Consider the following 14,324-nt stretch of genomic DNA (forward strand, 5'->3'; position numbering starts at 1 on the left):
TCTGCCTGTGATTTAGACGTGAGGATGGTAGGCAAAGAGAGCCGGCGCCCCGCCAGTATGAATAAACAGAATCGGCCCTTCATCCTTAAAGCGCTTCTGGCTGATGCCGTCGATCAGACCCGCCATCGCTTTACCGGTATAAACCGGATCCAGCAGGATCCCCTCCAGACGTGCCAGCAGTTTGACCGCCTCCGTGCCTTCGTCATTTGGGGTGCCGTAACCCGGTGCGAAGTAGTCATCCCACAGGATGATATCGGCACTGGCGCTCACCTCCAGCTGCCGGGCCACCGCCTGCTGTAACGTGACCACTTTTGGTTTCTGGTCAGCTACGCTGCGCGACACGGTAACGCCAATCAGCTCGACGTCCGGCATCAACTGCTCCAGCCCTACCGCCAGCCCGGCATGCGTTCCTGCGCTACCGGAGGCGACCACCACCGAGGAGAGGCCCACGGCCCCTTCGCACTGCTGGGCGATCTCAAGTGCGCTTTCGACGTAGCCCAATGCCCCCAGGGCGTTCGAGCCGCCAACCGGGATCACATAAGGGCGAAAGCCCTGAGCTTCCACGCGGGTGGCCAGTTCACTCAGCTGCGCCACCGGGTCGGTCAGCGCATCGCACATTTCAATCTGCACGTTGAACAGGTCCAGCAGCAGACGGTTGCCGTTGCTGAGGTAGTTTTCTGCCTTTGTGCCAATCGGGTTTTCCAGCAGAGCGATACAGTGCAGGCCCAGCTTTGCCGCAACGGCCGCGGTCTGGCGCACGTGGTTGGACTGGATTGCCCCCGCGGTAATCAGCGTGTCGGCCCCTTCACGCAGGGCATCCGCCGCGAGGAACTCCAGCTTGCGCAGCTTGTTGCCGCCCATTGCCATCGGCGTCACGTCATCACGTTTGATAAGGATGTCGCGCCCGAGGTAGTCCGATAAGCGCGGCAAATACTCCAGTGGCGTCGGGGCGCCAATAAATTCGAGGCGCGGAAAACGCGTTAGATTCTGTAATGACATGAAAACCTCCATAACCCTGTCTAAGTCTGTCTTTTTTTATTATGCACGTTGCTGGCGAGGAAATAAAAAAGGCGCTTATCAAAGCGCCTTTTTTTGCATTCAACTGCTTACTTTGTGACGTCTGCCCCGAACCATTTCTCGGAGAGCGCCTTCAGGCTGCCGTCTTTCTGCATCTCAGCAATCGCACCGTCGACGGCTTTCACCAGGTCGTCGTTGTCTTTGCGGATCGCAACGCCAGCTTCCTGACGGGAGAAGGCATCACCGGCAACCGCGAGGGTGTCTTTGGTTTTCTTCACCAGATCCAGCGCCGCCAGGCGGTCAACCAGAATGGCGTCGATACGGCCTACGCGCAGATCCTGGTATTTGGTCGGGTCATCGTCATAGGTACGAATATCGACGCCCTGCACGTTCTGGCGCAGCCACTCTTCGTAGTTGGTCCCCAGACCGACACCGACTTTTTTGCCTTTCAGATCGGCAGCAGATTTAATGGTGCCTTCGTTGCCTTTCTTCACCAGCGCCTGGATACCGGAGACGGTATAAGGGGTGGAGAAATCATACTTTTTCTTACGCTCGTCAGAGATGGTGACCTGGTTAATCACCACATCAATACGTTTGGAGTCCAGCGAGGCCAGCATGCCGTCCCATTTGGTCGGCTTCAGCGACGCTTTCACGCCGAGGTGTTTCGCCAGCTCTTCAGCAAACTCCACTTCAAACCCGGTCAGTTTACCGTCGTCACCCTGGAAGCTGAACGGAGGATAAGTGCCTTCCAGCCCAACCAGCAGCGTGCCGCGCTCTTTAACTTTATTTAACAGACCTTCTGCCGCGAACGTTTTCACGCTCATACCGGCTACCAGCGCAACGGCCATTACACCCATCAGCGCCTGACGACCCAGAAGTGCAAATTTCATACTTACCCCGATATCATTGGAATTTTGATTGTAGTGTAGGGCGTTCGGCCGCAAGGTCAAACACGACTGCGCTACATGTTATTCATTTTTAATATATATCAGAAGTTGTTTCGCGGTGGACTTTCTGCTTCGGCGTCACCGGCATTTGCGTTTTAAATTGCGCATACTTGCGCAGCGCAATCCGATAGTTGTTGGTGCTGGTCGCAGGCAGCCACGGCTCGAGATTCTCATCCAGATAGCCGCTGGTCAGTAAATCACGGGAGATACGTTGCGTGGTCAGATGCTGGCCCAGACGACGCAGACGCACGACATATTCGCGCACCGTGCCATGGCTCATCTCTGTTTGCTCAAACAGGAATTGCTTGAAGCCGATGATATCGAAAAAGTCGCTCTGCTCTTTACAGTGCAGATCGCCACAAAAACGACATAACGCCACCCACTCCTGTTGCTCTTGTTGCCATCCGGCCTCATCCAACAGGGTGTCGAGGCGGGAAATCGCAATTTTATTGACGATTTCGCCGCGACGAACCAGCGTGATGCGATCGAGCAGCTTATGGCAATGGGCGCAATGCGTCTGGCTGTGTTTAAAATCTTTCAGGTAGCGGCTTAATGGCCGTCTTTTTGATTGCTGCACCGTCATGATAACTCCTGGTTGTCAATACGTTGTGCGGCACTTAACGGGTGATATAAATCACCTATAACTTACCCAGCTTGGTACGTAAGCGTTTAATGGCCTGGCTGTGCAGCTGGCTAACCCGCGACTCCCCTACTTCCAGCACGGCACCAATCTCCTTGAGATTGAGCTCCTCCTGGTAATAGAGAGTCAGCACCAGCTGCTCGCGTTCCGGTAAAGCTTCGATGGCTTCCATCACGCGCTGGCGTACATTGCCTTCCATTAACTGGTGCAATGGGTTTTCCTGCTGATGATCGTCCGTCACCAGTTCGATGCTATCGCCATGCTCTTCGCGCCACTCGTCATAGGAGAAGAGTTGGCTATTGTTGGTATCGAGCAACATCTGGCGATAGTCAGCCGTTGAGATCCCCAGACGCTCCGAAACTTCCGTTTCCGTTGCGTTACGTCCGAGCTCTTGTTCCAGCTGCCCCATTGCTTGCGCTACTTCGCGTGCATTGCGTCGAACGCTGCGCGGCACCCAATCCCGGCTGCGCAGTTCGTCGAGCATCGCACCACGAATACGCTGTACTGCGTAAGTCGTAAATGCCGTTCCTTGCAGAGCGTCGTACCGGTCAACTGCATTCAATAACCCGATACCGCCCGCTTGTAGCAGATCGTCCAGTTCCACACTCGCCGGTAGCCGCACCTGAAGCCGCAATGCTTCATGTCGCACCAGCGGAACATAACGCTGCCACAGCGAGTGTTTATCCATTACACCTTCAGCGGTATAGAGTGAATTCACGATAAACAGCCCTGCGTTAGTTGAGTTATCGGCATGATTATCCGTTTCTGGAGGGTTTTTAATCGTGTGAATAGGGGGGGGAATGGGGGGTTATTTTGAGAGTTAAGCTAAATGCGGTTTTATTGCAGCAAGGATAAAAAATTATCCTTGCTGCCGTAGTGTGAAGTTACAAAATTACGTTATTTATTAATCTCATAAATTTCGCCCACCGAGAAACTCTCCGGTTCACGTCCTTCACAATAATCCTGCCAGCACTTATGCAGCATTTGTTCCACATAATCGGCTATATTTTCTTTCTGATTATGTTTGATTTTCATGCTGTTACGCAGATTCATGCGAATCGAGTAAAGTTCATTCAGACGCCGTGTCCAGCCCACGGCATTGGCGACGTATTCTTCTTTACTGTGGGCAATAAATTCAGGTAAACCCAGAGAGTACATAATTGATGCGCCCTGACGGGATACGAGCGTTTCACCTGAAAGGGAGACCGTCGGCACCCCCATCCACGCCGCATGGCTGGTCACCGTTCCGCCGGTGAACGGGAAAGTATCCAGCAGTAAATCGACCTCATTATGCGCTTTCAAATACGACTGCATATCGGTCGCTTCACGCAGCGTAATTCGGTCCTTATCGATACCGCGGATCTCGAATTTATGTTCCAGTTCAGGCCATGTCACCATTGGCATGTTAGCCACAATCATCCGGGACGATGGGACCGCCAGTAAAATCTGCGCCCAGATGTCAAGAACGCTGTCATTGACTTTATTCGGACGGTTAAAACTCCCGAAGGTGAAATAATTATTTTCAAATGCCGGTAAGATATTAATTTCCGGACTCTCTTCTTTTGTCCCGAAATTGCGTGGAAGTGATAAATAAATTAATTTTTCAGTAAACTGGGCTTCAAGTGCTGGATCTTTTGGAACCGGGAAAATGGTCGCATAATAATCCATGGTCGGCAGTCCCGTGGTGGCATGGTAACCCACCCAAGAGATCTGAACCGGTGCGGGTTTCAACGCAAACGTCATCAGGCGGCTAAATGCCGTATGACCAGCCAGATCGATAAGAATATCAATCTGGTCCTGCTTAATCATTTCTGCCAGTTCAGTGGTACTGGTATGCTGAACTTCTCGCCAGCCATCAGAGGTCTTCTCGTAATAGTCCGTTCCGGGATTTCGACCATAAGCAGGCGCACTGTTATAGGCAAAGAGTTCGAATTTTCTTCTGTCCAGCGAATCCCAGACGGGTAAGAAGAAGAAGTTAACCGGATGGTTTTCTTTGAAATCGCCGGAGACAAAACCAATGCGTAATTTGCGGTTGATATTTTTATCTGCCGGTCGGTAACCCTCGAATTTCTGCTTTTCCGCCCAGTGCATGGCACCATTTGCGAAGCCCAGATGGCATTCTAATATTTCCTGAACAGAGGCATTACCGCTGTGCGTTAGAATAAATGCCAGTGAACCCATATTACCAAAATCGACTAATGGATCTTTAATGGATTTTTTCAGGAACGCAATACCTTCGTCAGTTTTGGCTTGCTCACACAGGCAGCTGCCTAACAGGCTGACCATCTGTTTGCTGGTTGGTACTAAATCCACGCCCTTACGGGCACAATATTCCGCTCTCTCCAGCGTTTTGCTCTCTTTATGCAAAATACCTAACAGATACCAGTCAGGACCGCTGGTGTTATCGCAACGGAGTATTGCCCTTACTAAACGCCCTGCGTGCCATGACATACGATATTCATGCAATGCCATGGCCAGTTCCGAATAGATAAACAGACTAGTGGAATTAAAAGAGAGCATACGGGTCAGAGCAAGAATTGCCGCCGGATAATCCGCCACGCGCTTGTAGAAACGAACCAGATAATAGTTGCCGTTTAAACTTTCCTGAAGAAGCGACAGCTTTTCAGCCACCAGCTCACGAGCTCTGGCATTCTCACCTTTAATGATGAGTTTATTAATTTCAATAATCATATCCGCATCAACTTCCGGATCTGTACCGGATTGGGTTGATAAGGTCATTTTATTGGCAATTTTCTCATATTCACTGGTATAGAATCCGCCAGCCGATTCATTACTGGAGAACAGTAGTAGTGCAGTGGCAATGCGCCCCACCTCTGTAAGATCTGTCTGGCTAGCCATCAGCTGGTAATAACGTTTCCAGCCGATGACCGAGCCCGCCAGTAACCCTTTGAAGATCAGCCCTTCTAACAACAGACGATGTTCTTCGTCCTGTGTGATTTTAGTATCGAGTAAGAAGGTACGCTCTTCATCACTGACATTTACCCTTTCATACCAGAGATTGATGAGCGCGCTGGCATCAGGCCTGGCCTTAAGTTGCGCAATAACGTATGGCGCCATGCCTAATTCATGTTGATCGGAGACAGGCTCTGTCTCACGCAGGTAGTGCAAACCAGCAAAATTGGTTTTGAACAGGGCGGTCAGCGCAGCCAGCACCTTTTTCCGGTGGGCCAGTTCGTCATACTCCAGCGGATCGTCATCAGGCAGGCGAGTATGGAACACGAGCTGTTCAAAGCTGACGCTGAGCGGCCAGGCCTCACCCAAGATATCAAGTATCCCAAGCGTAGTAATATCTTCCGTAGCAATCGGCGTCCCGTCATGACCGGCCAACAGATTAGGGCTATGACGAATATGTTGGCTTTTGCGGCGGAAGCTACCCGCCCAGCGCATACCTGCCAGACGATCGTAGTCAACGGTTTCCTGAACTTCAGCACTTCTGCTCGCCTTCACTAATAAGCTAAACCGGCGATTACGTTTAACCGCAATATCCAGATATTGCTGGGTTAATACTTTTCCGGCACCGTAAGACAGCTCCAGCCACGACTGCGTTATGTTATCATCATAATAACTAGCATGTTCGGTGGCAGGTCGGATGTCACCCACATATGCCAGACCGTTGTTCTCGATCCGCTCGTTAAATTCAATTAGGTAGCTAGCAGTATGATCGTTTCTAAGATAATGATGGCTCAGTAATGCGTCCGACAGTTCCTGCGATTTTTCATTAGTATTAGTAATCAGTTTTTTCGTTGTACTAGTTTCGTCTGTCGTTTGGTCAAGCCAGGCCAGCATGGCGCGAGCGTGCTCGATTTGACCACTGTGGCTGTCGGCCCGGCTGCTGTGGATCTGCAACGCATCGCGGAGCGTTTCTGCGAACTTAGCGCCAGGCTGACAGAACCAATCAACGGCGATGATCCCTTTCTCACTTAAACGCTGCTGGCAGGAGAGCAAAATCGCATCCATTAGCGAATTTGCCAGGAAGGTAAAGCTGCCCTGCACAATAATGAAATCGAATTTGCCTAAATCAACCTCGAGAAAGGTATCTATTGAAGCAGAATAAAGTTGCAGATTATCTCTGCCGCTGGCCAGGGTTGCTAACATTGCTTCCTGGCGGTTTTCGGTCTCCAGTTCGATACCTACGACGTTTGCGTACGGATATTTGACCGACGTGGCGAGTAACTCTTCTCCGTTGCCACATCCCAATACCAACACCGACGCGTGTCGGGTACGCGCTGTCTCCACCCCATAGAGCCATGCTGCAGCCCGAATATGGTCTATAGAGCTGTAAAGACGCCGAGACCCGGAGAGCGTAAACCCTGCCGGCGTTTCGTTGTTGACCACGTTATTCATATGTCCACCTCTTATTCTGATATTGTGGCAGAGTAGCAAAGCTCACCCCGGCTCAATTCGCGGAGCAGCCTGATCAATTACCCCTTAATTCACGTTTACCTGAGCAGGGCAAAAAACAACCGACTTAACCGAAATGGGCTGACTCCGGTCAGGTGGGTGAGACTGCTATGACATGCGAGTACAAAGAGTGAGAATGGCCAGACTAAAAAGGCCTCGCGGTACACAGCAAGCGTACGGCTTTATGCGTGAGGCCATTTTGTTTGTGGTGTTAGCCCAGGGGAAGAGACACTAACGGGAGATACACTTTTAAGCTTTAAAGCGTGCGATAAATTCATTAATGTCTGACATTAGATATTTAATTCTGCTATCAACTTCTTCATCACTCCACTCCCACCATTTGATCTGAAGCAGGGCTTCAATGATATCGTCGCTGTGCCTCATGCGTAATAATTTCGCCGGGTTGCCACCGACAATAGAATAAGGTTTAACATCTTTTGTCACAACGCTATTGGCAGCAATAACAGCACCATCACCGATGGTGATACCCGACATGATGACGGCATTTCTTCCTATCCACACGTCATTACCAATAACTATATCGCCCTTAGTATTATGGTCTTCGATAGGATTACGTCGAGCTCCTGGCCAAAACGATTTTAAAGAAGAAAAGGGATAAGTCGTAGCCGTATTGGTGACATGATTACCCAAGATGATAATTACGCCGGGCGCGATAGAGCAGAATTTACCAATTTTAAGACCCGCCATATGTGGTTCCAGAATCAATGGCGAACCGTAAGTATGGTCTCCAATTTCCCAGTTGAACACTTTAATATTATCTTTGAGCGCGAGTTTTGTCTGATTAGGATTGTACTCAAGCGCATCATCAATAATATCTATTTGCGTAAGTTTATGTTTTATCTTCCACTGTGGCACCAGCAAAAAATCACCAATAAATGTTAGTTTCCCATTTTCCATAAAGGGTTTGCCAAATGCGGTACTAATTCGCCCATTTTCTGCGTGGAAAAATAACTCTCCATTGATTAGTCTCCACGAGTACTCATTTTCATGAGAGTGGCCGTGAATTTCTCCTCCATCCAGTAGACGAATGGGTCGTACCATATAGCTTCCATCTACGCGTGACATCTGAAAACGCAGCTGCGATAGCTGTTTCATTAACATATTGATGTCCATCTGATTTTGATTATCCATCTGTAGCCTCTTGGATTTGATTAACGCAATACCCTAAAAAAGACTGAATTATAATGTATTAATAATAAAAATAATATGTATAACCGCTTGTTTTTAATTAATTCTAACATTCACGTTTTTTAAAATCCTTAGAAAATCAAGCATAAAAATGATCGATAACATAGGCCAACGAGCACAGTGACAAAACTGATTAAGTTGATTCAGGTTGTGAACGGTTGACCAGTAAACTGTCCAAGTTTTAATGAAAAAGGGGAAGCGATGAGGGAGGTTTGAATTCTTATGAGAATAAAAAAGGCCAGCCGGCAGGCTGACCTTTGTTGAGCAAGAGGCGATATTAACGCAGCAGAGACAGAACGCCCTGTGGAACCTGGTTTGCCTGAGACAGTACAGAAGTACCAGCCTGCTGCAGGATCTGCGCACGAGACATGTTGGAAACTTCGGTCGCGTAGTCAGCATCTTGAATACGGGACTGTGCAGCAGACAGGTTGGTGATGGTGTTGCTCAGGTTAGAAATGGTGGATTCGAAACGGTTCTGAATAGCACCAAGGTCTGAACGCTGGTTATCAACAGCTTTGATTGCTGCATCAACATCTTTCAGAACACTGCTAGACAGAACGTCGAAGCCGCCAGAATAAGTACCAACTGAACGATCCAGACCAGAAGTACCTGTCGTAGAAACTTGAGTATCTGAAGTAGCACCACCGGTCTGACTAGCAACTGTAGCAGCTGAAGTGCCACCTACTGTCCCACTTGCTTCTGCACCTACAGCAGATGCACCCAGCTTGTTCCATGCTGAGTTTGCATTGATGCTGATATCAATGCTTTCGCTGTCGTTCGCACCGACCTGAATTTTAATATCTGTACCACCAGCGTTACCAGACAGGATTTTGCTGCCGTTGAACTGAGTCTGCTGAGCAACACGGTTGATTTCCAGCAGACGCTGGTTAACTTCAGACTGGATGGAGTCGATGTCAGAAGCAGAGTTAGTACCGTTCTGCGCCTGTACTGACAGCTCACGAATACGCTGTAAGTTGTTGTTGATTTCGTTCAGGGAGCCTTCAGCAGTCTGCGCCAGGGAGATACCGTCGTTGGCGTTACGAGAAGCCTGGGTCAGACCCTTGATGTTAGAGGTGAAGCGGTTAGAAATCGCCTGACCCGCTGCATCGTCTTTAGCGCTGTTGATACGCAGACCGGAGGACAGACGCTCGATTGCTGTACCCAGGGAAGACTGAGATTTGTTCAGGTTGTTCTGAGTAGTCAGGGACAACAGGTTAGTATTGATAACTGCCATAATTTTCTTTCCTTCAAAATTGGGTTTAGGTTTCGGTGCCTAACACTCACGGCGTCTCTCACCGTCAACAAGGTTATCGACGGGTCGCCAAAAGACTTTAGAATCAATTTTTAAAAAAATTTAACTTATTGATAAGTAGTGATTTTTATTAAATAAATCACATTAAGCCTTTTTGAATGAATCACCCCTAACGCAAACTCACCCTTCTCTTTTCACTCTCTCAATCGACGTTTTACTTCCTTGAGTGATCTTCACGTCCTGACGCAATCCCTCCATATACCCTATTCAGTGGCGGCTTATTCTTAGATTATTTTTTTTTCGAGGCCGTAAACTTTTACCCCAAGACGCCGATAACGAGTTCTGAACTACTTCGTCTTTTAAGGAAAATATGCATGGCTACTATCAGTAATCTCGGGATAGGTTCTGCAGGACTCGGGGATTTGTACAATCAGTTAGAAGCAGCGGAAAGAACCAAGCTGACGACGATCACATCCCAGCAAACGACCTATAACGCGCAATTAAGCGCGTACGGCAAACTGCAGAGCGCCATGACCAGTCTGCAAACAGCCACTGCGGCACTGGGTAAAACGACGACCTGGAACTCCACATCTGTTAGTAGCACCAACACAGCATTCACTGCGACGACCACATCGGACGCAGCTATTGGCTCTTATACAGTAAATGTTAATCACCTTGCCAAGGCACAGTCTCTGACGACAGGAACCATTGGCAGCAATACCGATGCTTTAGGCGACACCACCGGGACGACGCGCAAGATTACCATCACCCAACCGGGTACAGAAAAACCGCTGGAAGTGGAGTTGTCGGATTCCGATACGTCCTTAAACGGTATTGCCAGCGCTATCAACAAGGCCAACGGCAATGTGACTGCAAGCGTGATCAAAGCGAAAGACGGTGATTTCCGTTTGATGCTGACGTCCAAGTCAACCGGTACAGACGGTGAAATGACGATAAAAGTCACCGACGATGACAAATTACAAGCGGCGATTGGCTATGACTCCACTACTAAAACGGGTGCACTGAAGGTTCAGACTGTGGCACAGAATGCCACTATCGTCGTGAACGACATTGAAATTGAGCGTCAGTCAAATACGATTTCCGATGCAATACCGGGTGTGACGTTCAATCTCAAGGCGGAAAGTAAAGCCGACGAATCACTGGACATTACCCGTGCGACTGATGCTAACCAAAAAGCCATTTCCGACTGGGTTACTGCTTATAACTCGCTGCAATCGACTATCAACAGCGTCACCAAATATGTTGCTGTCGAGGCGGGAGCTGACAGCCAGTCGTCCAGTAATGGCGCTCTGGTCGGGGATGGTAATGTCCGCGGTATTCAGTCTCAACTGCGCGGTTTGTTGACGGAAGTACAGAGTGGCTCGCTGCAGATTATGGCTCAACTGGGGATAACTCAGGATCCTAACCGTGCGACAGATGGCACCCTGGGCAATTTAAAAATCGATTCCGACAAACTGAAAAAAGCCCTCAGTGATAATCCTGACGCTGTTCAGCAGTACTTTATCGGTGATGGAAAAACGACAGGCCTCGCAACCAAAATGAGCAAGGCACTGGACTCCATGCTGAGTACAAGCGCAGGCAGTACCGGTGTAATCCAGAATGCTAAAGATGGTATTAACGCAACCATCAAAACGCTCGGTAAGCGATATGACGCGATGGAAGCCTCTATTGAAGCAACCATGGAGCGGTATAAAACGCAGTTTACCAGTCTGAACGTTCTCGTGACGAAAATGACGAATACAGGTAACTACCTGACTCAACAGTTCTCTAGTTCATCGTAATTTCAGGAGCAAATATGTACAACACCTCTGGTGTTCAGTCCTATCAGCAGATAGGGGTGGAAAGCGCGGTAATGAACGCCAGTCCACATCAGTTAATTGTCATGTTGTTCGATGGGGCGCATAGCGCCCTTGTCCGGGCACGCCTGTTTCTTGAAGCAGGACAGTTGCCGGAGAAAGGCGAGGCCCTGTCTAAAGCCATCAACATCATTGACAATGGTTTAAAGGCTGGCCTGAACATGGAAGTCGACAGTGACTTGCCGGGTAATCTCGCCGCGCTTTATGACTATATGGTTCGCCGTTTATTGCAGGCGAATTTACGGAATGATGTCGAGGCAATCGTCGAGGTTGAGGGTTTATTGAATAACATTGCGGATGCCTGGAAACAAATCGGCCCCAATGCTGCCTCTATTTCAGGATAATTTTGATGAACAGTCCTAGCTCAGCTCTCAACAACTGGCATGCTTTGCATGCCTTGAGTATTACCATGCTGAACCTCGCTCATTCCGGTCAGTGGGATGAGCTTATTGAAAAAGAAGTTGAATACGTTCAGTTAGTCGAAGGCATCGCACAGAACCCAATCTCTACCTGCCCGCCTGCGCAAATTGAACAGGCACGCTTTATCCTCGAAAAAGTGCTGCAAAATGAGACTGAGCTAAAGGCGCTGTTAAAAGGAAGAATGGATGAACTGCGCCATCTGATAACCCAAACCGGTAAACAACAATCGGTCAACTCTACCTACGGCAAGCTGTCAGGCAATATTCTTTATCCGGAAAATTTAACACGCGACATCCCGTTATGATTCAAATGTTCCATACTCCAGAGGTCCGCCGAAACGGCTTCTGGAGCACGGAAGATGAAAAACCCCACTCTCTTACAATTTTTCCACTGGTATTACCCTGACGGCGGTCAACTCTGGCCGGAAGTGGCCGAGCGCGCCGATCTTCTCAACGATATCGGTATTAACATGGTCTGGCTGCCCCCGGCGTACAAAGGGGCGTCCGGTGGATATTCCGTCGGTTACGACTGCTACGATCTCTTCGATCTCGGCGAGTTCGATCAAAAAGGATCGGTTCCCACCAAATACGGCGACAAAGCCCAGCTGCTGGCCGCTATCGGGGCGTTGAAACGCAACGACATCGCGGTGCTGATGGACGTGGTAGTCAACCACAAGATGGGCGCCGACGAGAAAGAGGCCATCCGCGTTCAGCGGGTCAACGCCGACGATCGCAATCAGATCCACGACGAGATCGTTGAGTGTGAAGCCTGGACCCGCTACACCTTCCCGGTGCGCGCCGGACAGTACTCGGAATTCGTCTGGGATTACAAATGCTTCAGCGGCATCGATCATATCGAAAATCCCGATGAAGACGGCATCTTCAAGATCGTTAATGATTACACGGGTGATGGCTGGAACGATCAGGTCGATAACGAGATGGGGAACTTTGATTACCTGATGGGCGAAAACATCGATTTTCGTAACCGTGCGGTGACCGAGGAGATCAAATACTGGGCGCGCTGGTTGATGGAGCAGACCCAGTGCGACGGCTTCCGTCTGGATGCGGTGAAACATATTCCGGCATGGTTCTATAAAGAGTGGATCGAGCACGTGCAGGAAGTCGCGCCGAAACCGCTGTTTATCGTGGCGGAATACTGGTCTAAAGATGTCGATAAATTGCAGCACTATATCGATCAGGTGGATGGACAAACCATGCTGTTTGACGCCCCGCTGCACATGAAGTTTCACGAAGCCTCGCTGCAGGGACGTGATTACGACATGAGCCAGATCTTTACCGGCACGCTGGTAGAAGTCGATCCCTTCCACGCGGTGACGCTGGTGGCTAACCACGACACTCAGCCGCTACAGGCGCTGGAGGCCCCGGTCGAAGCCTGGTTTAAACCGTTGGCCTACGCGTTGATTTTGCTCCGGGAGAACGGAGTGCCGAGCGTCTTCTATCCCGATCTGTACGGTGCCAGCTATGACGACACCGGCGGCGACGGCGAGATGTACCATATCGAGATGCCGGTGATTGAACAGCTCGACCAGCTGATCCTCGCCCGCCAGCGTTTTGCCCATGGCGTTCAGACCTTGTGGTTCGATCACCCTAACTGTATTGCCTTCAGCCGCAGCGGCACCGATGAGGATCCGGGCTGCGTGGTCGTGCTCTCGAACGGCGATGAGAGTGAAAAGACCCTGACGCTGGGTGAGAACTACGGCAACAGAAGATGGAAAGATTTTCTCGGCAACCGGGAGGAGATTGTCACCACCGACGAAACCGGCACCGGCGTGTTTACCTGCAACGGGGGCAGCGTCAGCGTCTGGGTGATAGAGGCGGCATTGTAAGTGGTGAAAAGCCGGGCGGCGCTACGCTTGCCCGGCCTACATATCGCTTATGGCAGCTTACTTGCCAGCGGGTTTTTACTCAGATAATTTGTGCACTCAACGGTGGGCCGCTCGACGCGCTGCAGGATCATTCCGTCATACTCAATGGCGGAGCCTTCCCTTTCCAGCGGGTAGATATCCAGTTTGCTGGTGACGTTATAAAAATCATCCGAGCGCAGCATAATTTTCCCCGGCACGGCCACCACGCGCTGCCACTGGCGGCAGTCGAGGGTATCCCCCTCTTGCGTCACCACCAGCGTAGCGATCGCTTCCGGGCTGACCATTCTGCTTTGCGGCCCTTTCGACTGCCAGTACCCTGCCAGCTCAGCCGGAACGGGATGCTTGATCACGTCCTGATATCTGTCGACCTGCACACAGCCGGTTAACGCCAGCAGCCCTGCGATAATTGCTATTTTTTTCATCATTGTTCCGTCTATGTCGAAAAAAAGAGTGTGGCATTAAAGCCGTCGGGTCGCCAGTACTTGTTTTATGCTTCACCCGTGCCCTTGTTTAAAATCCTCTTGCATCCTTTACACTCTGGGGATAACAGGCGATATATTGGTAGCCATACACGAGAGAGATACAATATAGCATTGTGCTTTTTTTTCAGATAAGATAGGTATACAAATTTACTAATAATTTCTCAGGCATGATC

12 protein-coding genes are annotated in these 14,324 nt (G+C 49.9%); 4 read left to right on the forward strand and 8 right to left on the reverse strand.

The window, feature by feature from the left end:
- Window positions 1-12 precede the first annotated feature (12 nt).
- The 7 genes from dcyD to ES815_RS01555 form a co-directional block, all read right to left on the reverse strand.
- Window positions 13-999, reverse strand: a complete 987-nt coding sequence (gene dcyD, locus ES815_RS01525) for a D-cysteine desulfhydrase (RefSeq protein ID WP_142486291.1) — start codon at window positions 997-999, stop codon at window positions 13-15.
- A 107-nt stretch (window positions 1,000-1,106) separates the two neighbouring features.
- A complete protein-coding gene (gene tcyJ / locus ES815_RS01530) occupies window positions 1,107-1,907 on the reverse strand; it encodes a cystine ABC transporter substrate-binding protein (protein ID WP_142486292.1) in 801 nt (266 codons plus the stop codon).
- An 88-nt stretch (window positions 1,908-1,995) separates the two neighbouring features.
- On the reverse strand, window positions 1,996-2,547 hold the full coding sequence (gene fliZ / locus ES815_RS01535; protein WP_142486293.1) for a flagella biosynthesis regulatory protein FliZ: 552 nt from the start codon (window positions 2,545-2,547) through the stop codon (window positions 1,996-1,998).
- 55 nt (window positions 2,548-2,602) lie between these two features.
- Window positions 2,603-3,322: an RNA polymerase sigma factor FliA gene (gene fliA, locus ES815_RS01540; protein WP_032612078.1), complete on the reverse strand. Its 720-nt coding sequence runs from the start codon at window positions 3,320-3,322 to the stop codon at window positions 2,603-2,605.
- Window positions 3,323-3,501: 179 nt separating this feature from the next.
- A complete protein-coding gene (locus ES815_RS01545; RefSeq protein WP_142486294.1) occupies window positions 3,502-6,969 on the reverse strand; it encodes a methyltransferase regulatory domain-containing protein in 3,468 nt (1,155 codons plus the stop codon).
- 306 nt (window positions 6,970-7,275) lie between these two features.
- Window positions 7,276-8,178, reverse strand: a complete 903-nt coding sequence (locus tag ES815_RS23935; protein ID WP_260609654.1) for a CatB-related O-acetyltransferase — start codon at window positions 8,176-8,178, stop codon at window positions 7,276-7,278.
- Window positions 8,179-8,512: 334 nt separating this feature from the next.
- Window positions 8,513-9,469 carry a flagellin gene (locus ES815_RS01555; RefSeq protein ID WP_142486295.1) on the reverse strand — a complete coding sequence of 319 codons (957 nt, stop codon included), beginning with the start codon at window positions 9,467-9,469 and terminating at the stop codon, window positions 8,513-8,515.
- 392 nt (window positions 9,470-9,861) lie between these two features.
- On the opposite strand from ES815_RS01555, the gene fliD reads away from it, so the two are divergent.
- Genes fliD through amyA form a run of 4 tightly spaced genes read left to right on the forward strand, consistent with a single transcriptional unit; the run spans window position 9,862 to window position 13,630 of the window.
- The gene (gene fliD / locus ES815_RS01560; RefSeq protein ID WP_142486296.1) at window positions 9,862-11,289 is read left to right on the forward strand and encodes a flagellar filament capping protein FliD; all 1,428 of its coding nucleotides are present in this window, start codon (window positions 9,862-9,864) and stop codon (window positions 11,287-11,289) included.
- 14 nt (window positions 11,290-11,303) lie between these two features.
- Window positions 11,304-11,708 carry a flagellar export chaperone FliS gene (gene fliS / locus ES815_RS01565; protein ID WP_142486297.1) on the forward strand — a complete coding sequence of 135 codons (405 nt, stop codon included), beginning with the start codon at window positions 11,304-11,306 and terminating at the stop codon, window positions 11,706-11,708.
- A 5-nt stretch (window positions 11,709-11,713) separates the two neighbouring features.
- Window positions 11,714-12,088, forward strand: coding sequence for a flagella biosynthesis regulatory protein FliT (fliT, locus tag ES815_RS01570; RefSeq protein ID WP_142486298.1), 375 nt, complete (start codon window positions 11,714-11,716; stop codon window positions 12,086-12,088).
- 54 nt (window positions 12,089-12,142) lie between these two features.
- Complete coding sequence (gene amyA / locus ES815_RS01575) at window positions 12,143-13,630, forward strand: alpha-amylase (protein WP_142486299.1); 1,488 nt, start codon at window positions 12,143-12,145, stop codon at window positions 13,628-13,630.
- A gap of 47 nt (window positions 13,631-13,677) precedes the next feature.
- Here the strand turns inward: amyA and yedD are convergent, their stop codons facing one another.
- Window positions 13,678-14,091, reverse strand: a complete 414-nt coding sequence (gene yedD / locus ES815_RS01580; protein ID WP_142486300.1) for a lipoprotein YedD — start codon at window positions 14,089-14,091, stop codon at window positions 13,678-13,680.
- Between the last annotated feature and the right edge of the window lie 233 nt (window positions 14,092-14,324).

Origin of the sequence: Leclercia adecarboxylata (genome assembly GCF_006874705.1) — a bacterium.
In the GTDB taxonomy this organism is placed as follows: Bacteria; Pseudomonadota; Gammaproteobacteria; order Enterobacterales; family Enterobacteriaceae; genus Enterobacter; species Enterobacter adecarboxylatus_C.